Origin of the sequence: Methylobacterium durans (assembly GCF_003173715.1) — a bacterium.
Classification (GTDB): Bacteria; Pseudomonadota; Alphaproteobacteria; order Rhizobiales; family Beijerinckiaceae; genus Methylobacterium; species Methylobacterium durans.
This window is the reverse complement of the sequence record NZ_CP029550.1, coordinates 2,407,657-2,425,060: the sequence shown is the minus strand read 5'-3', so window position 1 is coordinate 2,425,060 and position 17,404 is coordinate 2,407,657. Positions and strand designations below refer to the sequence as shown.

At 72.3% G+C, this 17,404-nt stretch carries 12 protein-coding genes and 4 pseudogenes; 7 read left to right on the top strand and 9 right to left on the bottom strand.

Annotated elements, in window-relative coordinates; all coding sequences use genetic code 11:
- Positions 1 to 2 precede the first annotated feature (2 nt).
- Positions 3 to 737 (bottom strand): MBL fold metallo-hydrolase, encoded by a 735-nt coding sequence (locus tag DK389_RS11035; RefSeq protein ID WP_109889551.1) that lies wholly within the window; start codon positions 735 to 737, stop codon positions 3 to 5.
- Positions 738 to 835: 98 nt separating this feature from the next.
- Here DK389_RS11035 and DK389_RS11030 point away from each other — a divergent pair, with 98 nt between their 5' ends.
- Positions 836 to 1,393, top strand: a complete 558-nt coding sequence (locus DK389_RS11030; protein WP_109889549.1) for a DUF4337 domain-containing protein — start codon at positions 836 to 838, stop codon at positions 1,391 to 1,393.
- A gap of 96 nt (positions 1,394 to 1,489) precedes the next feature.
- Positions 1,490 to 2,026 (top strand): phosphate-starvation-inducible PsiE family protein, encoded by a 537-nt coding sequence (locus DK389_RS11025; protein WP_109889547.1) that lies wholly within the window; start codon positions 1,490 to 1,492, stop codon positions 2,024 to 2,026.
- Positions 2,027 to 2,040: 14 nt separating this feature from the next.
- Here DK389_RS11025 and DK389_RS11020 read toward each other — a convergent pair whose 3' ends face one another.
- The gene (locus DK389_RS11020; RefSeq protein ID WP_109889545.1) at positions 2,041 to 4,386 is read right to left on the bottom strand and encodes a Tex family protein; all 2,346 of its coding nucleotides are present in this window, start codon (positions 4,384 to 4,386) and stop codon (positions 2,041 to 2,043) included.
- 123 nt (positions 4,387 to 4,509) lie between these two features.
- A complete protein-coding gene (locus tag DK389_RS11015) occupies positions 4,510 to 5,028 on the bottom strand; it encodes a TspO/MBR family protein (RefSeq protein WP_109896281.1) in 519 nt (172 codons plus the stop codon).
- A 117-nt stretch (positions 5,029 to 5,145) separates the two neighbouring features.
- Between DK389_RS11015 and DK389_RS11010 the strand changes: the two genes are divergently transcribed.
- Together DK389_RS11010 and DK389_RS11005 are read left to right on the top strand one after the other, a co-directional pair.
- Positions 5,146 to 6,345 carry a trans-sulfuration enzyme family protein gene (locus DK389_RS11010; RefSeq protein ID WP_109889543.1) on the top strand — a complete coding sequence of 400 codons (1,200 nt, stop codon included), beginning with the start codon at positions 5,146 to 5,148 and terminating at the stop codon, positions 6,343 to 6,345.
- A 110-nt stretch (positions 6,346 to 6,455) separates the two neighbouring features.
- On the top strand, positions 6,456 to 6,935 hold the full coding sequence (locus DK389_RS11005) for a hypothetical protein (RefSeq protein ID WP_236960811.1): 480 nt from the start codon (positions 6,456 to 6,458) through the stop codon (positions 6,933 to 6,935).
- Between the two features lie 100 nt (positions 6,936 to 7,035).
- Here the strand turns inward: DK389_RS11005 and DK389_RS11000 are convergent.
- Positions 7,036 to 8,648 (bottom strand): annotated as a pseudogene (locus tag DK389_RS11000) (gamma-glutamyltransferase family protein).
- Positions 8,649 to 8,827: 179 nt separating this feature from the next.
- On the opposite strand from DK389_RS11000, the pseudogene DK389_RS10995 reads away from it, so the two are divergent.
- A pseudogene (locus DK389_RS10995) lies at positions 8,828 to 10,398 on the top strand (cation:proton antiporter).
- Between the two features lie 169 nt (positions 10,399 to 10,567).
- Here the strand turns inward: DK389_RS10995 and gshB are convergent.
- Together gshB and DK389_RS10985 are read right to left on the bottom strand one after the other, a co-directional pair.
- Positions 10,568 to 11,517: pseudogene (gene gshB, locus DK389_RS10990) on the bottom strand (glutathione synthase).
- 74 nt (positions 11,518 to 11,591) lie between these two features.
- The gene (locus DK389_RS10985) at positions 11,592 to 11,879 is read right to left on the bottom strand and encodes a hypothetical protein (RefSeq protein WP_109889541.1); all 288 of its coding nucleotides are present in this window, start codon (positions 11,877 to 11,879) and stop codon (positions 11,592 to 11,594) included.
- Between the two features lie 402 nt (positions 11,880 to 12,281).
- Here DK389_RS10985 and DK389_RS10980 point away from each other — a divergent pair, with 402 nt between their 5' ends.
- Both DK389_RS10980 and DK389_RS10975 read left to right on the top strand, forming a co-directional pair.
- Entirely contained in the window at positions 12,282 to 12,473 is a 192-nt protein-coding gene (locus DK389_RS10980) for a hypothetical protein (protein WP_109889539.1), read from the top strand.
- Between the two features lie 80 nt (positions 12,474 to 12,553).
- Positions 12,554 to 13,404 (top strand): annotated as a pseudogene (locus DK389_RS10975) (hypothetical protein).
- A 41-nt stretch (positions 13,405 to 13,445) separates the two neighbouring features.
- Here the strand turns inward: DK389_RS10975 and DK389_RS10970 are convergent.
- The 3 genes from DK389_RS10970 to DK389_RS10960 are packed head-to-tail and all read right to left on the bottom strand — an operon-like array spanning position 13,446 to position 17,027.
- Positions 13,446 to 14,057 (bottom strand): DUF1254 domain-containing protein, encoded by a 612-nt coding sequence (locus DK389_RS10970; RefSeq protein WP_109896277.1) that lies wholly within the window; start codon positions 14,055 to 14,057, stop codon positions 13,446 to 13,448.
- Positions 14,054 to 14,731 (bottom strand): DUF1214 domain-containing protein, encoded by a 678-nt coding sequence (locus DK389_RS10965; RefSeq protein ID WP_109889537.1) that lies wholly within the window; start codon positions 14,729 to 14,731, stop codon positions 14,054 to 14,056. Before DK389_RS10965 ends, DK389_RS10970 begins: the two co-directional genes overlap by 4 nt.
- 37 nt (positions 14,732 to 14,768) lie before the next feature.
- Positions 14,769 to 17,027 carry a transglycosylase domain-containing protein gene (locus tag DK389_RS10960; RefSeq protein WP_109896275.1) on the bottom strand — a complete coding sequence of 753 codons (2,259 nt, stop codon included), beginning with the start codon at positions 17,025 to 17,027 and terminating at the stop codon, positions 14,769 to 14,771.
- Positions 17,028 to 17,404 lie beyond the last annotated feature (377 nt).

Below are 17,404 nucleotides of genomic sequence, written 5' to 3'. Positions count from 1 at the left end.
CGTCAGATCGCCAGCACCATCCCGTCCTCGGCCGCGATGTAGCGGCCGGCCGGGTCGTTCGCGATCATCTCCGGGCTCATGTGGGTGAGCACGAGGCGCTTCGGCCGGATCTCGGGCAGGCGCGCGGCGAGCGTCGCCCAGCTCAGATGGAACCTCACCGGCCGCTCCACCGTGTAGCCCTCCGCGATCAGGAGGTCGGCCTCGCGACCGAGCGGGATCAGATCCTCCACCCATTCCGTGTCGCCGGTGTAGCTCAAGACCTTGCCGCCGGCCTCGATCCGCAGGCCGTGGGAGGGTGCCCCCGACGGGTGGCGCACGGAAAACGGCGTCACCGCGACGCCCCCGACCTCCGACCGCCGGCCCGCTTCGATCTCGACGACCTCGACCGTGAAGGCCCGCTCCGCCGTGCTGGAGCCCGGGAACAGCGCCTCCATCGCGGCGCTCAGCCGCGCCCCCGTCCCGACCGGGCCCGCGATCACCAGGGGCTTCGTACGCCGGCTCACGAGCTGCCCGTCGAGGATCAGCCAGGGCAGGCCGCCGAAATGGTCGCCGTGGAGATGGGTCAGCAACACCGCGTCGATCCCGTTCGGATCGACGCCGAAGCGGCGCATGGCGATGAGGCTCGATGCGCCGCAATCGATCAGGAAGCCCGGTCCCGCTCCGCTCACGTGGAAGCAGGTGTTGAAGCGCCCGCCCGAGCCGAAGGCGTCCCCGCATCCGAGAATCTGCAGCCGCATCGGTTCGGTCTCCTCGCTCGTGCCCGGCCCTGCCGCATTGCCTCCGGGCCCCGGATAGGCTGTGACTCGGCCCCAACGAATCAACGGGGGCACAGAGCATGTCGGGTGGTCACGGAGCGGTCGAGGGGTCCAACAAGCGCGTCGCGCTGCTCATCTCGGTCCTGGCGCTGTTCCTCGCCTTCAGCGAGACCCTGGGCAAGGCGTCGCAGACCGACGCGCTCGGCGCCAACATCGAGGCCTCAAACCTCTGGGCCTACTTCCAGGCCCGCACCATCCGCGGCACGGTGGTGAAGACGGCCGACGAGCTCGCGACCCTGCTGCCGCCCGGCACCAGCCCGGAGGCGACCCAGGCCAAGCGCGCGGAATGGGCCAAGACTCTGGCACGCTGGGAATCCGAGCCCGCCACCGGCGAGGGCCGCAAGGAACTCGCGGCGAAGGCTCAGGCGGCGCAGGAGAAGCGGGACCTGGCGCTCGAGCGCTACCACCATTACGAGCTGGCCTCGGCCGCCTTCCAGATCGGCATCGTCCTGGCCTCGGCCGAGGTCATCACGGGGGTGGTGGCCCTCGTCTTCGCCGGGGGCTTCGTCGGGCTCGCGGGCGCGGCTCTTCTGGGCTTCGGCTACTTCGCGCCGCACGCCCTGCACCTGTTCCACTGACGAGCCCATCACGCGAGAATTGATCACCCCTCCGGACCGCTATCCGGCTCGGCCGCTCTATCTCCCTCTCTTGGTCACGGCGCCGGGGAGGACGACATGGCCGAGGCTCCGGAGAACGAAGGACGCCTGACGCGGATCTCCGCCTTCGTCTTCCTGCACACCGAGCACGCGATCTACGCCGTGCTCGGGCTGCTCCTCGCTGTCACCGCGGTTCTCGCCCTCGTCGACGCGACCGGTCTCACCTGGGAGGCGATGCACGCCCTCGGGGGGGCGCCGCAACTCCTCGAAGTCGTGGATCGGCTGCTCTTCCTGCTGATGCTCGTCGAGATCCTGCACACGGTGCGGGTGTCGATGCGCTCCGGCAGGCTCACCTGCGAGCCCTTCCTGATCGTCGGGCTGATCGCCTCGATCCGGCGCGTCCTCGTCATCACGCTCCAATCCTCGGAGATCATGCACGCCAAGGAATGGTCGGCCGAGAAGGAGGCCCTGTTCCGCGCCTCGATGATCGAGCTCGGCGTGCTCGCGGTGCTGATCCTGACGATGGTCGTCTCGATCTTCCTCCTGCACCGGGCCCGCGACGATGACAGGCCGGCGGGCGAGGAGGAGCCCGGGCCGGAGTCGAAGGGAGCCTGATCCGGCCAGCCGGATCAGCTCTTGCGGCCGCCTTGCGGCTGGCCCTTGGCGAGCGCTGCCCGGCGCAGGGCCTCGGCCAGCGCGCCGCCGGATTCGGATGCCGGCTTTGCCTGCGGGCTCGGCCGCGTCGCTGCGGACCGCTGTCCACCCGCCGGCCGCTCCTCCCGCCGGGCCGGGCGCGGGGCCGCCTCGTCCGAGCGCATCGAGAGGGCGATCCGCTTGCGGGGGGCATCGACCTCGACGACGCGCACCTGCACCACGTCGCCGGGCTTCACCACATCGCGCGGATCCTTCACGAAGCGGTCGGCCAGCATCGAGATGTGCACGAGCCCGTCCTGGTGGACGCCGATGTCGACGAAGGCGCCGAAGGCCGCGACGTTCGTCACCACGCCTTCGAGCCGCATGCCGGGCCTCAGGTCCTGGATCGTCTCGACGCCCTCCTGAAAGGTCGCCGTGCGGAAGGCGGGGCGCGGGTCGCGGCCGGGCTTCTCCAGCTCCGCGAGGATGTCGGTCACCGTCGGCAGGCCGAAGGTCGCGTCGGTGAAGCGCTTCGGATCGAGGCTGCGGAGCACGGCGCCGTTGCCGATGAGGGCTCCGACCGGCTGGCCCGTGGCGGCGAGGATCTTGCGCACCACCGGATAGGCTTCCGGATGCACGCCAGAAGCGTCGAGCGGGTCGTCGCCCTCGCGGATGCGCAGGAAACCCGCCGCCAGTTCGTAGGCCTTCGGACCGAGGCCCGAGACCTTCCGAAGGCCCGAGCGGCTGCGGAAGGGTCCGTTCGCGTCCCGATGGACCACGATGTTGCCGGCGACCCGCTCGGTCAGGCCCGAGACGCGGGCGAGGAGGGGCGCGGAGGCGGTATTCACGTCGACGCCGACGCCGTTCACGCAATCCTCCACCACCGCGTCGAGGGAGCGGGAGAGCTTTCCCTCGGCGAGGTCGTGCTGGTACTGGCCGACGCCGATGGCGCGGGGCTCGATCTTCACGAGCTCGGCGAGGGGGTCCTGCAGGCGCCGCGCGATCGAGACCGCGCCCCGCAGGGTCACGTCGAGGCCCGGCAGCTCGGCCGAGGCGTAGGCGCTCGCGGAATAGACCGAGGCGCCGGCCTCCGAGACCATCACCTTGGTGAGGCGCAGCTCCGGCTGCTTGGCGACGAGCTCGGCGGCGAGCCTATCGGTCTCCCGCGAGGCGGTGCCGTTGCCGATCGCGATCAGCTCCACCCTGTGGGCGCGGCAAAGCTTGGCCAGCGTCACCAGGGCGCCATTCCAGTCGCGGCGCGGCTCGTGCGGGTAGATCGTGTCGGTGGCCAACACCTTGCCGGTGGCGTCGACCACCGCGACCTTCACGCCCGTGCGGTAGCCGGGGTCGAGCCCGAGGGTCGGGCGCGGGCCGGCGGGGGCGGCGAGCAGCAGGTCGCGCAGGTTGCCGGCGAAGACCTTGACCGCTCCCGCCTCGGCCACGGCCCAGAGGCGGGCACGCAGGTCCGTGTCGAGGGCAGGCTTCAGCTTGGTCCGCCAGGCCCGCCGCACGGTGTCCGCAAGGAAGCGGTCGCCCGGCCGGCCCCGGTCGGCGAGGCCGAAGGCTTTGGCGATGCGCAATTCCTGCCAGCCGGGCTGGTTGGGAGGGGCCGAATCGCCCGGCGCGTCGCCGATATCGAGGTCGAGCACCTCCTCCTTCTCGCCGCGGAAGAGGGCGAGGATGCGGTGGGAGGGGAGCTTCGTCAGGGGCTCGGCGAAATCGAAATAATCGGCGAACTTCTCGCCGGCTGCCACCTTGCCCTTGCGCACCGAGGAGCCGAGGCGGCCGCGCTGCCACGTCGTCTCGCGCAAGGACCCGACCAGTTCCGGCTCCTCGCTGAAGCGCTCGATCAGGATGGAGCGGGCGCCCTCCAGCGCGGCTTCCGTGTCCGCGATGCCCTTTCCCGCATCGACGAAGGGCTTGGCGGCGGCCTCGGGCACCTGCTCGGGCCGGGCGAGCAGCGCCTCGGCGAGGGGCTCGAGGCCGGCCTCGCGGGCCAGCTGGGCCTTGGTGCGGCGCTTCTGCCGGAAGGGTAAATAGAGATCCTCCAGCCGCGCCTTGGTCTCGGCCTGGGCGATGCGGGCCTCCAGCGCGGGATCGAGCTTGCCCTGCTCGCGGATGCTGTCGAGGATCGCGGCGCGGCGGCTCTCGAGCTCGCGCAGGTAGCCGAGGCGCTCCTCGAGGGTCCGCAACTGCGCGTCGTCGAGAGCGCCCGTCGCTTCCTTGCGGTAGCGAGCGATGAAGGGCACCGTAGCCCCGCCGTCGAGGAGGTCGACCGCCGCCGTCACCTGTCCTTCGCCGACGCCGAGTTCCGTGGCGATGCGCCGGGTGATGCTGGTCATGGGCCGCTCCCTCCTCCTGCCGGAGGGCCCGTTTAACGGGCGCGGGCCCTCGCTCCAACCCGGACGGCCTCAGGGGGCGGCATTTACATGTCTCACGTGAAAACTCTTCCTTAACCGCGTCTCTCAGTTGAGGCGCAGGATCGCCGCGTTCAGCAGCGTCGCGAAGGAGACCCAGGCGGCGTAGGGGACAAGGAGCCAGGCGGCGAGCCGGTCGTAGCGCCAGGACAGGCGGATCGTCCACAGCACCATGACGAGGAGCACCACGACTACGACGAGAGCCGCGCCGACCGCCTGGGCGGCGAAGAAGACCGGACTCCAGGCCGCGTTGAGGGCGAGCTGGACGTAGAAGGCGGCGAGCGCCAGCCACCAGCCGCGCCGGGATGATCCCATGCGAGCGATCACGCCGAGGAACCTCCACGCGTAGATCGCGATCATGGAGTAGAGGATCGTCCAGGCAACCGGAAACACCCAGTTCGGCGGGTTGAAGCTCGGCTTGTTCAGGCCCGCGTACCAGGTCGGGATGCTCTCCTGCGTCGAGGCGGAGCCGATATAGGCGGTCGCGGCCACCGGCAGGATCGCGGCGGCGGCGCGCAGCCAGGGCGACAGGACGGGCGCATCCGGAAAGGGCGTGGCCGTGGGCATGCGGAAATCCTCTCCATCCGGGAGGGCGTCCCGCCGGGTTGCGAGGTCGCGCCGGTTCGTGTCAGGCGGCAAAAACCGCTCGAAAGCAAGCCAGACCCCGTGCCGCAGGAGAACGCGATGCCCTCATCCACCCCGCCGCAGGACGACGCCGAGACGGGCCCGTCGCGGCGCAGCCTCGTGGCCCAGGCGATGGGGCGGATCGACCCCGTGACGCGGGGCGTCGTGCCGCCGCTCCACGTCTCCACCACCTTCATCCGCGATCCCGACAATGCCTACAGTTCGGGCTATTCCTACGCGCGGCCCGACAACGCCACGGTGCGCGAGGCCGAATCCGTCATCGCCATGCTGGAGGGAGCGGAGGCCGGGGCCCTGCTGTTCGGCTCCGGCATGGCGGCGGCGACCGCCGTGTTCACGGCGCTGGAGCCCGGCGATCACGTGGTGGCGCCGAAGGTGATGTACTGGGCGCTGCGCCGCTGGCTGCGGGAGGAGGCGCCCCGCCGCACCCTGGCGGTCGATTTCGTCGACGGGGACGACCTCGATGCGCTGCGCGCCGCGATGCGGCCCGGCCGGACGAAGCTCGTCTGGATCGAGACCCCGGGCAACCCGCTCTGGACGGTGACCGACATCGCGGCGGCCGCCGACATCGCGCACGCGGCGGGCGCCCGGCTCGCCGTCGACTCGACCGCGGCCTCGCCGATCCACACGCGGCCGCTGGCGCTCGGTGCCGACATCGTGATGCACTCGGCCACCAAGATCCTGAACGGCCACTCGGACGTGGTGGCGGGCGTCCTCGCCGCGGGCCGGGCCGACGCGTTCTGGGAGCGGATCGGCGCGATCCGAGCGAATGGCGGCGCGATCCTCGGCCCCTTCGAGGCCTATCTCCTGATGCGCTCGCTGCGCACCCTGCCGCTGCGCGCCGCCGCCCAGGCCGCGGGTGCCCTCGACCTCGCCCGGCGCCTGCAGCGCCACGCCTTCGTGGCCTCGGTCCTCTATCCCGGCCTGCCCGACGATCCCGGCCACGCGGTCGCCGCGCGCCAGATGGAGGGGGGCTTCGGCTACATGCTCTCGATCCGGGTGCGGGGCGGGGAGGCGGCGGCGATCGGCACCGCCGCTCGGGTGCGGCTGTGGAAGCGGGCGACCTCGCTCGGCGGCGTCGAGAGCCTGATCGAGCACCGCGCCTCCGTCGAGGGGCCGGGCTCGCCCTGCCCGCCGGACCTCCTGCGCCTCTCGACCGGCATCGAGGACCCGGCCGACCTCTACCGCGATCTCGACGCGGCGCTCTGGGCCGCGCACGGGGGTGACGCATCGCACCCCTGAGGCGAGGCTCGATTTTTCGCCCTCGTCAGCTGTGCCGATCGCGGGATCTGCGCGTTGTGCCCGATGCGGGCGCAACGATGCCGAGCTTGAGCGAGACCCGGGAGGCCGTCATGACCCATGCGAGAATGATCCTGGCGGGCGCCGCGGCGCTCGCGACCCTCGGCCTCTCCGTCGGCACCGCCGCGGCGGACGGACCGCCGAAGCTCGACGTCGACGCGACCTGCCGGTCGGCGGCCCGGGCCGAGGTCAGCGTCAGCGACAATGCGAGCGTCGAGGGCTGCCTGCGCTCGGAGCGGGACGCCCGAAAGGAGGCCGAGCGGCGCTGGGGCGATTACTCCTCGGCCGCCAAGCGCCAGTGCGAGCAGCAATTCCAGGCCGGCGGCTACCCGTCCTACGTCGAGATGGTGACCTGCCTCGAACTCGCGAGCGGCACGGTGCCGACCCAGTCCGGCGGTGGGGGCGCGGCGACGGCCGGGCCCGGCGCTCCCCAGAGGACCACGGGCGGCGCCGAGCGCGGCGCGGGCGACGTCACCCGCGAACCCTCCCCGAGCGACCGGACGAACCCGATCGAGGTCCTGAACAAGCCGTAGGCGGCGCCCGCCCCATCGCGATCGACGTGCGGCGCGCTCCCGCCCCGCAAGGGGAGGGTGCGCGCACCCCACGAATCAGGCGATGAGATTGCGGCCCGCCTCACAAGCCGAGGGCACCGCCGTCCGAGCGGGGGTCGTGCATCGCCTCGATGCGGCCGTCCTGCGGGTGGCGCACGAGCATGCCAGCATGGCCCAGCGAGTCGATGTAGGCGCCGCCCAGCTCCTCGATGTCGTGGCCCATGTGCCGGAGCGCGGCGATGTGGGCCGGATCGAAGCGGTCCTCGACCTTCACGGACAGCGATTCCGCGCCCCAGGTCCGCCCATAAAGCAGGCGGGGCGCGTCGATCGCGGCGGCGGGGCTCATCCCGTAATCCGCATAGCGGGTGAACACCTGTGCCTGAAATTGCGGCTGCCCGTCGCCGCCCATGCTGCCGTAGGCGGTGACCCGGCCGTCCTCGAAGGCGGCCAGCGCCGGGATCAGGGTGTGGAACGGGCGCCGGCCTGGCTCCAGCGGGTTCACGGCGCGCGGATCGAGCGAGAACGACATGCCGCGGTTCTGCCAGTGGATGCCGGTCTTCGGCAGCACGGTGCCCGAGCCGTACTCCCAGTAGATCGACTGGATGAAGGAGACGGCGAGCCCGTCACGGTCGATTGCCCCCATCCAGACGGTGTCGCCCTCGCCGGGATTGCGCAGGGGCACCGCGGCGGCCCGCCCCATGTCGATCGCGGCCGCCTCCCGCGCGAGGCGCTCGGGCGTCAGGAAGCTCGCCGGATCGGCGCGGAGCCGGTCGAAATCGGTGACGACCCGGTCGCGGATCGCGAAGGCGCGCTTCGTCGCCTCGATCAGGCCGTGGTAATGCGCGACCGTCTCCGGCTCGCGGATGTCGAGCCGGTCGAAGATCCCGAGGATCAGGAGGGCCGCGAGCCCCTGGGTCGGCGGAGGGAAATTGTAGATCGTGGCACCGCGCCGCCGGATCGACAGGGCGGCGCGCTCGGCCGCGCGGTAGGCTTCGAGGTCGGCCCGCGTCACGGGCGCGCCGAGCTGTTCGAGGTCCGTGGCGATCTCGCGCCCGACATCGCCCCGGTAGAAATCGTCGAGCCCCGCATGGGCGAGCTGTTCCAGCGTCGCGGCGAGCGCGGGCAGGCGGCGGGTCTCGCCGGCTGGCCAGGGCTGCCCGTCCTTCAGGAAGGTCTCGGCGAAGTTCGGCGCGTCGTGCAGCGTGTCGAGTTCCTTCGGCACGTAGCGCGCCTCCGAGGCCGAGACCGCGCATCCCTCGCGCGCATGCCGGATCGCGTCGCCGAGGAGGATGTCGAGGGGCAGGCGGCCGCCGAGCGCCCGGGCGAACTCCCGCGCCATGCTCCAGCCCCCGACCGTCCCGGCGACGGTGACGGCCGCGTCCGGGCCGCGCGCGGGAATCGCGTCGAGTCCCCTGTCGCGGTAGCGCGCGATCGTGGCGAGGCGCCCGGCCGGTCCGCAGGCCTCGATGCCGCGCACGCGCCCCCCGCATCGCGCACCAGCCAGAAGCCGTCGCCGCCGATGCCGTTCATGTGCGGGTAGACGACGGCGATCGCCGCCGCCATGGCGATCATCGCCTCGATCGCGTTGCCCCCTTGGGCCAGCACATTGCGGCCGGCCTCCGCGGCGAGGCTGTGCGGGGCGGCGACCGCGCCGTGGGAGAAGGTCGGGGTCTCGGGGCTCTGTGTCTCGGGCATGGGGATCCGCTCGCAAGGCTCGAACCGCGCCGACTTAGGCGAGCGGGGCGCTCGGGGAAAGGCATCGCGACCCGGCATCGCGGTCATCGGTGCGCCGTCGTCACCGCGACGAGCCCGCCCGCCGACGTGCCGCGCCGGCCCTTCGCGCCCGCCATCGCCGCCCTATTTTCAATCACGGAATGGTGATCTTCGAGTGGGTCGTAGGCGTCCTCCTGGGCGCGGTGTTGCTGGCGGCGCTCGCCAGGCGGGTGGGCGCTCCCTATCCCGCCTTCCTGGCGCTCGGCGGCGTGGCGCTCGCCTTCGTGCCGGGCGTGCCGAACCTGAAGCTCGATCCCGAACTGGCGCTCGCCCTCTTCCTCGCGCCGGTTCTCCTCGATGCCGGCTACGACACCTCGCTCCGCGACCTGAAGGAGAACTGGCGGCCGATCGGGGGCCTCGCCCTCGGCGCGGTGGCGGTGACGACGGTCGCGGTCGCGGTGGTGGCGAAGGCGATCGTGCCCGAGATGCCCTTCGCCGCCTGCGTGGTGCTCGGCGCGGTGGTGGCGCCCCGGACGCAGTGGCGGCCCTCTCCGTGCTGCGCCACGTGCCGCTGCCGCACCGGCTGACCACGATCCTGCGCGGCGAGAGCCTCCTCAACGATGCGGGCTCCCTGCTGATCTACCGACTCGGCGTGGCGGCAGCGGTCACGGGCAGCTTCCATCCGGGCGAGATCGCGCCGACCTTCCTGCTCGGCGTCGTCGGCAGCCTCGTGGCGGGCCCGGTCCTCGCCTTCCTCTACGTCGCGGCGATGCGCCACGTGGAGGATGCGGCGAGCACCATCGTGCTCCAGTTCGTCGCGGCCTTCGGCATCTGGATCGCGGCGGAGGGCGTCGAGATGTCGGGGGTGCTGACGGTCGTCAGCTTCGCGATCACGGTGGCCCGCTTCTCGCCCGGCATCACGCCGCCACGCACCCGCATCCTGTCCTACGCGGTCTGGGACACGTCGGTGTTCGTGCTGAACGTGCTGGCCTTCGTCCTGATCGGCATCCAGATCAGCCCGATCCTCGAACGGCTCAACGCGGCCGAGCAGACGACGGCGATGATCCTCGCCGGCATGGTGTTCCTCACGGTGGTGCTCGTGCGCATCGCCTGGGTCCTGCCCGCGAGCGGCCTCGACCGGCTCGAATTCTCCAGTCGGCGCCGGCCGCAATCCGGCCGCGCGGATTCGGTGCTCGGCCTCAAGGCGGCGCTCGCCCTGTCGTGGTCGGGCATGCGCGGCATCGTCACCATCGCGGCGGCGCTGGCCCTGCCGCAGGGGGGCTCGAACGGCGGCTTCCCCCACCGCGACCTCATCGTGTTCACGGCCTTCTGCACGGTGATCGGCACCCTGGTGCTCCAGGGCCTGACCCTCGGGCCGCTGCTCGCCCGGCTCGGGCTCGAGGACGACGACCCGGTCGGACGCGAGGTCGGGCGCGCCCGGGCGGAGGCCTATGCCGCGGCCCTCGACAGTCTCGATCCGGAGGAGGGCGCCTCGACGCAGGCCCTGCGGGAGGAGTTCGTGGCCGCGCTCGATGAGGCCAGGAGCCACGAGGAGGGCCTCGCCCCCGAATCCCTGCCGGCCGACGAGGCCCGCCGCCGCGCGATCGGCGCCGCCCGCGACCGCGTGCTGGCGCTGCGGCGCGAGGGTCGGATCGGCGACGACGCCTATTACGTGCTGGAGGAGGAGTTCGACTGGGCCGAGCTCAACGTGACGCCGCGGGCCGAGACCTGAGCCGCGCCCCTACCTCTCCCGTCCGGGAGAGGTCGAGTCCGCGAGAGCGGACCGGGTGAGGGATCAGGTCCCTGAGGCCTCGCACCCCTCGCCCGGTCCTTCTCGGAACGAGAGGGAGCCCGCGTCCGGTCCGTCCCGGTCGAGCGGTACCCGGAGAGCCCCCCGGATCTCAGGTCGAGCGGCCGAGCCGGCCCTCGATAGTGTCCCAGACCGCGACGGCGAGGTCGGGGCCGCCGAGCCGCCTGATCGCCCGGATGCCGGTCGGCGAGGTCACGTTGATCTCGGTGAGATGCCCGTCGATCACGTCGATGCCGACGAGGATCAGGCCGCGCCGCCGAAGCTCCGGGCCGATCGTCGCGCAGATCTCGCGCTCCCGCTCCGTCAGGTCGGAGGCCGCGGCCGCCCCGCCCCGCACCATGTTCGAGCGGATGTCGTTGAGGGCCGGGACGCGGTTGATCGCGCCCATCGGCTCGCCGTCGACGAGGATGATGCGCTTGTCCCCCTCGGTGATCTTGTCGAGGAAGCGCTGCACCACCCACTGCTCCCGGAAGGTCGCGGCGAAGAGGTCGAACATCGAGCCGAAATTCGGGTCCGTCTCCGAGACCCGGAACACCGCGGCACCCCCGTGCCCGTGGAGCGGCTTCATGGCGATGGTGCCGTGCTCGCGCCGGAACTCCTCGATCTCCGCCTTGTCGCGGGTGATCAGGGTGGGGGGCATCAGCTCGGGGAAATCGAGGACGAACAGCTTCTCCGGGGCGTTGCGCACCTCGGACGGGTTGTTCACGACGAGCGTGCGCGGATGGAGCCGCTCCAGGATGTGGGTGGCCGTGATGTAGGCCATGTCGAAGGGCGGGTCCTGGCGCATCAGCACCACGTCGGCCTCGGCGAGGTCGATCCGCTCGATGCCCCGAGGCTCGCATGCGCCCCCTCGACGTCGCGCACGGTGAGCGGCTCGACGCGGGCCGTGACGAGTCGACCCTGCAGGGAGAGCCGCTCCGGCGTGTAGTAGAGGAGCCTGTGTCCCCGCGCCTGGGCTTCCAGCAGGAGCGCGAAGGTGGTGTCCCCGGCGATGCGGATCGCCTGGATCGGGTCCATCTGGACCGCCACGGTGAGGGCCATGTTCGTCGTCGATGCTCCGCGATGCCCGATTGCGGGAGGCTGCCCCCCCCTGCGTCCCCGGACGCGGGGTTATGTCAGTTGTCGGGCATCGATTTGCTACCCGTGCGCCGGTCGTAATCGCCGATCGCGGCGCGGCACTCGGGGGACAGGCGCTTGCGGTTGCGGTTCATGCAGCGCTCGGCATCGTCGCTGTTCGGGTCGACGCCCGCGCAGAGCCGGAAATAATCGTTCGCGCAGCCGAGCTGCAGGCCCTGGTCCTCGCGCTGCGCCTGGGCGGGGCTCGCGGCCAGCATCAGCAGGGCGAGCGGTGCGACCTTCAGGGCGGCCGAACGGCCCGCGGAGAGGCGGTCTCGGACGTTCATCCGGGAGTGCGTCGGTCGTGGCATGTCCAGTCGCATCCAGCGGTGTCCTTCGCTGTGGATTCAGTGGGGAGGGCATATCGGTCAATCCGTCGGCTAGGCAAGCCGCCGCGGATGGCCGCGGTTCCGTGCACCTGCCCCTGAAACAAAAAGGCCTCGCTCGATGCGCGAGCGAGGCCGAGTGCAAGGGAGGAAACGCCCGCCATGGGCAGCGGGAGGCGATGCAAGTCGCAAGCCATCCCCGCCCCGGCGCCGGCTGCGGGATCAGCGAAACGGACCGTTAACCATGCCGTGCTGATCTGTGCCGCGCCGAGACACCGGTCGCCCGAAGCGGGCGCCCGGTCGAGCCCGGAACCGACACCGCGACCCAGGGCGATTGCCGGGATCATCGTCAGGAATCGAGTCATGAAGCCCGACACCACGCAGCCGCCGAGCGCCGGCAACGTCCTGGCCTTCCCGCCGGCGGGCGCGCGCCCGGTGCGCCGAGAGGCCGCGGCGGGCGAGGCCCGGGGCGAGATCCTGCTCTTCCTCGGCGTCCGCTACGAGCGCCTGCCCGAGCCCGAGGCGGTGCCCGCCCCCCGCCGGCGCCGCTCCTGAGGCGCGCGTCTCACGCTCCAGATTTCCCCGACCGCGCCGGGACGATGCCGGCCAGCCCGGATGCCGAGAGCCGTTGCCGGATGCCCAGAGTCCCGAGGTCCGTGCCCGCGTGCCCGCCGGAGCGCCCGCTTCCGGCGCCCGCGCGGACCCTCCGCGCCGCGCCCCCGTTCGCGGCGCTGGCGGCCCTCGCGCTCCTCGGCGCCTGCGCGCAGGAGGGCGATTTCGGCCGGCCCAAGGCGGGCGCCTGGAACAGTCTCGTCGATGCGACGGGCACGCTCGCCGCCCGCGAGCGCGGCGAGCCGGCCTCCGCCTTTCCCCTCACCGACGACGAGCGCACCCTGCGGGATCGGGCCTGGCGCTTCCTGATGCCGGCCGCGGGCCGGGACGCCTTCCTCGACGTGCTCGCCAACCTCACCCGGGCCCGCGTGCTGCCCCCGCCTTCGGGCGTCCGGCCGACATCGCCGCCTACCACGACACCCTGCTCGCCGAAGCCTTCCGCTCGCCGGTCTCGCGCTACCGCCGCCTGTCCGAGGACGCCACCGCCGACGCGCGCCTGATCCCGCCCTTCGCGGCGACGGCCGCCCGGGTGAACGAGGCCGATGCCCTGCGCCTGCGCAGCCTGCCCTTCGTCAAGGTGCTCGACGACGCGGAGGTGCGCCACGCCGCCATGCGGGTGGCCGAGAACCGCTGCCTGATCGCCTGGGTGCGCCTCGAAGCGGGCGAGCGGCTTGCCCGCTACCGCTACGCGCTGGAGCACCTCGTCATCGAGGTGCCGGGCCCCGAGGCTCTGCCCGTCGAGCGGACGCTCGCGGCGCTGAACGGCCGCCGCGCCCTCCTCGACCCGCTCCTGCCCCCCGACGCGGCGCTCCGCTGCGGGCTCGTCCCGCCGGAGGCCGCCATCGCCGCGCTGCCGGTCGTGACGAAGGACTGACGGGCGCGATCCGCGGCGGCCAAGCGGCCGCCGGCATCCGCCTACTTGGCGGGCTCCTTACCGGGTTCCTTGCCCGGCTCCTCGCCCGGGCTGTCGATCGTGCAGGAGACCGCCTGCACCGCCTCGTTCGCCGCCGCGCGCTGGCTCGGCAAGGCCGCGATCACCCGCACCGTGACGAACCCCTGGCGCTCCGGCGCGACGATGCGGACGTCGCGGCTCGGCTCGTTCTCGTCCTCGTTGGCAAGCGCCTCGTCGTACTGGGCGCGGGTGAGGATGACGAGGTCGAGGGCGCCCCGGATCGCGGCCTGGTCGGTCACCGCGTAGAAGGCGCCCCGCCGCCCGTGCGCGGCGAGCGAGAGCATCTGCGCCCCCGTGCGGGCCGAGACCCGCATCGGCCCGTCGTCGAGGTCGTAGGCGCAGACGCCGAGCGCCACGGCGGGATCGGGCGTCGGCAGCCACGCCTCGGCCGGGGCCGGGTCGTCGGCGGTGGAGAGCGTGTAGAGGCGCTGCGGGTGGTCGAGGGTCTCGCTGCCGCGGGCCCGCGAGAGCGCGTCCGTCTCCGACAGGAGCGGGATCGCCAGCACCGTGACGATGTGGACGAGGCCGGCCAGCACGAGGCCGCAGAGCGTCGCGTAGAGGAAGCCGAGTCTCATGCGCCGCATCCGAGCCGCGTGATCGCGGGCAGGCTGTCGCGATCGAGGGAGCCGGTCCCGGCCGCGACCGGGGTGTCGTAGAGGCGCAGGCCGAGACGGAGCGCGCCGGAGGCCGCCGGGCTCGGCAGCCAGTTGCCCGGCCGCGCCGCGGGGGCGAGGCTGATCACGAAATGCCCGTCGCGCTCGCGCAGGATCTCCGTTGAGGTGAAGCCGCTGCGCAGGGCCGGCCGGCCGGGCTCCGGCGCCCCGCGGCCGGTGACCGTCAGGGTCCAGCCCCGGGCCGGGGGCGTGTGGCCGGCGATGCTGTAGCTGCAGCCGGCCTCGAGCCCGCGCCCGGAATCGTCCGTCGTCGCCGAGAGCAGCAGCCCCTCGCCGACCGCGAGGGGGATTTCGCCGCGGCGCGCGTTGACGGCGCGGGCGTAAGGGTCGGCATTCGATGCGCCCGCCCGGGGCCACGCGGTCCAGGGGCCCACCGTGACGCCGCCGAACGGGTAGCGGCCCCGCGTCGCCCAGTCGGCGCTGACGAGCCCGAGCCCCGCGCCGAGGCCGAGCGCGTAGAGCGCGAGGCCGACTCGCGAGGTCTTGCCCAGGAGGTCGCGCACGCGGCCCGCGATCCGGCCGGGGAGGCCGCCCGCCGGATGCGGCCGGGCCGCGGCGCGCGCGGGCGTCCCCATCGCGTCTCTCTCCGCCACGCTCGTCACCGGCACGCCCTCAGCGGGTCTCGATGCGGCCGCCGCCGGAGCGGCTGCCCTCGGCGAGGTTGCCGGAGACGGGCTCCGCGGCCGCGGCCGGCTTGAAGCCCGCTTTCGGCTGGCCAGGCCCGGCGACGGCGGGCTCGACCGAGCGGAACAGCCCGTTGAGGCCGCCGATCACCTCGAAGGAGCGGCGCGAGAGCTTGCCCGCGGCGGTAGCCCCGCCGCCTGCCGGCGCGGCCGGGCCGCTGCTCGCCTGCGCGGCCGGGCGGCCGCCCTCCTTGAGGCCGGGCATCACCTTTAGCTCGATGCCCTGGTGGGCGGTTTCCATCACGTCGTGCCAGAGCATGGCGGGCAGCGAGCCGCCGGTCATCTTGTTGGAGGGGCTGTGATCGTCGTTGCCGACCCAGACCGCCCCGACGTAATTGCCCGTATAGCCGACGAACCACGCGTCGCGGTAGGCGTTCGTGGTGCCGGTCTTGCCCGCGACCTTGACGCCCTCGATCTGGGCGCGCCGGGCCGTGCCCTCCTCCACCACCTTGTTGAGCATGAAGTTCATGTCGGAGACGACCTGGGTCGAGAGCACCTGCTCGGGCTTCTCGTCGTCGTGGCGGAAGATCACCTCGCCGGCGGAGTTCTTCACCTCCATCGCCGCGTAGGGCTTGGCCCGCCGACCGCCATTGGCGAACACCGCGTAGCCCGCCGCCTGGTCGATCACCGTCACCTCGGCCGAGCCGATCGGCAGGGAGACCGAGTCGGTGAGCGGGGTGGTGATGCCCATCTTGTGGGCGGTCTCGATGATCTTGACGCGCCCGGCCTTGGCCGCCCGGGCCTCGTGGGAGATGCCCATCGCCTTGCCGAGCGCGATCGAGATCTGGATCGGGATCGTGTTGATCGACTTCGTCACCGCGACCGTGAGGTTCGTCGCCCCCGCGAAGGAGCGGCCGTAATTCTGCGGGCACCAATTGCCGATGCAGACCGGGCGGTCGACCACCTTCGTCTCCGGCCGGTACTGCCCGGAGGCGAGCGCCGCCGCGTAGACGTAGGGCTTGAAGGAGGAGCCGGGCTGGCGCAGCGCGTCGGTGGCGCGGTTGAACTGGCTCTCGCCGTAATCGGCGCCGCCGACCATGGCGCGCAGCGCCCCGTCCGGGTCGAGGATGACCATCGCCGCCTCGTCGACCTCGTACTGATCGCCGTACTGGCGCAGCACGTTCTCGACCACCTGGTCGGCCCGCTTCTGGATGCCGATGTCGAGGGGCGTCTTCACGGTCAGCACGCGGTCGCTGCGCAAGCGCCCGGCATCCGCCAGACCCTTGATCTCGTTGAAGGCCCAGTCGAGGTAGTAATCGGCGGTGATGTCGCGCTGGCGCGTCACCGGGGTCGCGGGGTTGCGCAGAGCCGTCTGGATCTGGCCTTCCGTGACGAAGCCCGCCTCCACCATATTGTGCAGCACGTCCACGGCGCGGGCGCGGGCGGCCGGCAGGTTGACGTGGGGCGCGTACTTCGTCGGCGCCTTGAACAGGCCGGCGAGCATCGCGGCCTCGGCGAGGCTTATGTCCTTGAGCGGCTTGCCGAAATAGTAATCGGCCGCGGCCACCGCCCCGAAGGTGCCGCCGCCCATGTAGGCGCGGTCGAGATAGAGCTTCAGGATCTCGTTCTTGGTGAGGTGGCTCTCAAGCCAGAGCGCCAGGAACGCCTCGTTGACCTTGCGCTCCAGCGAGCGCTCGTTCGTCAGGAACAGGTTCTTGGCGAGCTGCTGCGTGATCGAGGAGCCGCCCTGCGTGCCGCCGCCGCCGCGGGAATTGTTGACGAGGGCGCGCGCCGTGCCGATCGGGTCGATGCCCCAGTGCTCGTAGAAGCGCCGGTCCTCCGTCGAGACCAGCGCCTTGATCATGATGTCGGGGAAGTCGTCGAGCTTGAGCGAATCGTCGTGCTTGATGCCGCGCCGCCCGACCTCGGTGCCGTAGCGGTCGAGGAAGGTGACCGCGAGATCCTGCTGCTTCAGCCAGTTGTCGCTCGTCAGGTTGAAGGCGGGCTGGGCGAGCGCCAGCATCAGGATGGCGCCGCCGGTGCCGATCGTGACGCCCTCGCTGGTGAGATCGAGCGCGACGCGCTTCCAGCCGCGCACCGAGAACACGCTCATGCGCTCCTGGAAGCGCTCGTAGGCCTCGCCCGTGGAGCGGCCGCCGTCGTACAGGCTCGCGTTGACCCAGGCGTCGAAGGCGAGGGCCGCGTGCTTCACGCGCGTCAGGAGCGTCTTGGCATTCGGAAGGCGCACGGCGTGGTCCGGTTCCTCGGGCACCGCAGGGTCCGACGCCGGTCGGCACGGCGCCCCGCACTCTCTCTATCAAGCCCCGCGCCCGTCCGCGAGGCTTGCCGATGCGCGACCGTTGATATCGGCGGGCGCAAGCCCTCAACGCGCGAGGCGGCCGGGCCGCCTCGGACGGCGTTCCGCAAGGTCCGATTAACCTTGATGCGGGATTGGGGCGCCCCGGTGGCGGTGCCGCACGGCGTCTTCCGGCCTCGCTTGCACCGGCGGTGGGCTTGCGGCACAGGGGGGCCGGGCGCCACCGCCGCGGGCGGGTGCAGCGCATGTCTTCTGAAGCCACACGAGGAATCCCGATGGGGAGAGCCGGGCCCCGCGCCGCGCCCGCG

Coding starts and splice junctions, on each gene's coding strand:
- DK389_RS11025 (WP_109889547.1), top strand. CDS start 1,490: ATGGCCGAGGCTCCGGAGAACGAAGGACGCCTGACGCGGATCTCCGCC.
- DK389_RS11015 (WP_109896281.1), bottom strand. CDS start 5,028: ATGCCCACGGCCACGCCCTTTCCGGATGCGCCCGTCCTGTCGCCCTGG.
- DK389_RS11005 (WP_236960811.1), top strand. CDS start 6,456: ATGACCCATGCGAGAATGATCCTGGCGGGCGCCGCGGCGCTCGCGACC.
- DK389_RS10970 (WP_109896277.1), bottom strand. CDS start 14,057: ATGAGACTCGGCTTCCTCTACGCGACGCTCTGCGGCCTCGTGCTGGCC.
- DK389_RS11030 (WP_109889549.1), top strand. CDS start 836: ATGTCGGGTGGTCACGGAGCGGTCGAGGGGTCCAACAAGCGCGTCGCG.
- DK389_RS11035 (WP_109889551.1), bottom strand. CDS start 737: ATGCGGCTGCAGATTCTCGGATGCGGGGACGCCTTCGGCTCGGGCGGG.
- DK389_RS11010 (WP_109889543.1), top strand. CDS start 5,146: ATGCCCTCATCCACCCCGCCGCAGGACGACGCCGAGACGGGCCCGTCG.
- DK389_RS10985 (WP_109889541.1), bottom strand. CDS start 11,879: ATGAACGTCCGAGACCGCCTCTCCGCGGGCCGTTCGGCCGCCCTGAAG.
- DK389_RS11020 (WP_109889545.1), bottom strand. CDS start 4,386: ATGACCAGCATCACCCGGCGCATCGCCACGGAACTCGGCGTCGGCGAA.
- DK389_RS10965 (WP_109889537.1), bottom strand. CDS start 14,731: ATGGGGACGCCCGCGCGCGCCGCGGCCCGGCCGCATCCGGCGGGCGGC.
- DK389_RS10980 (WP_109889539.1), top strand. CDS start 12,282: ATGAAGCCCGACACCACGCAGCCGCCGAGCGCCGGCAACGTCCTGGCC.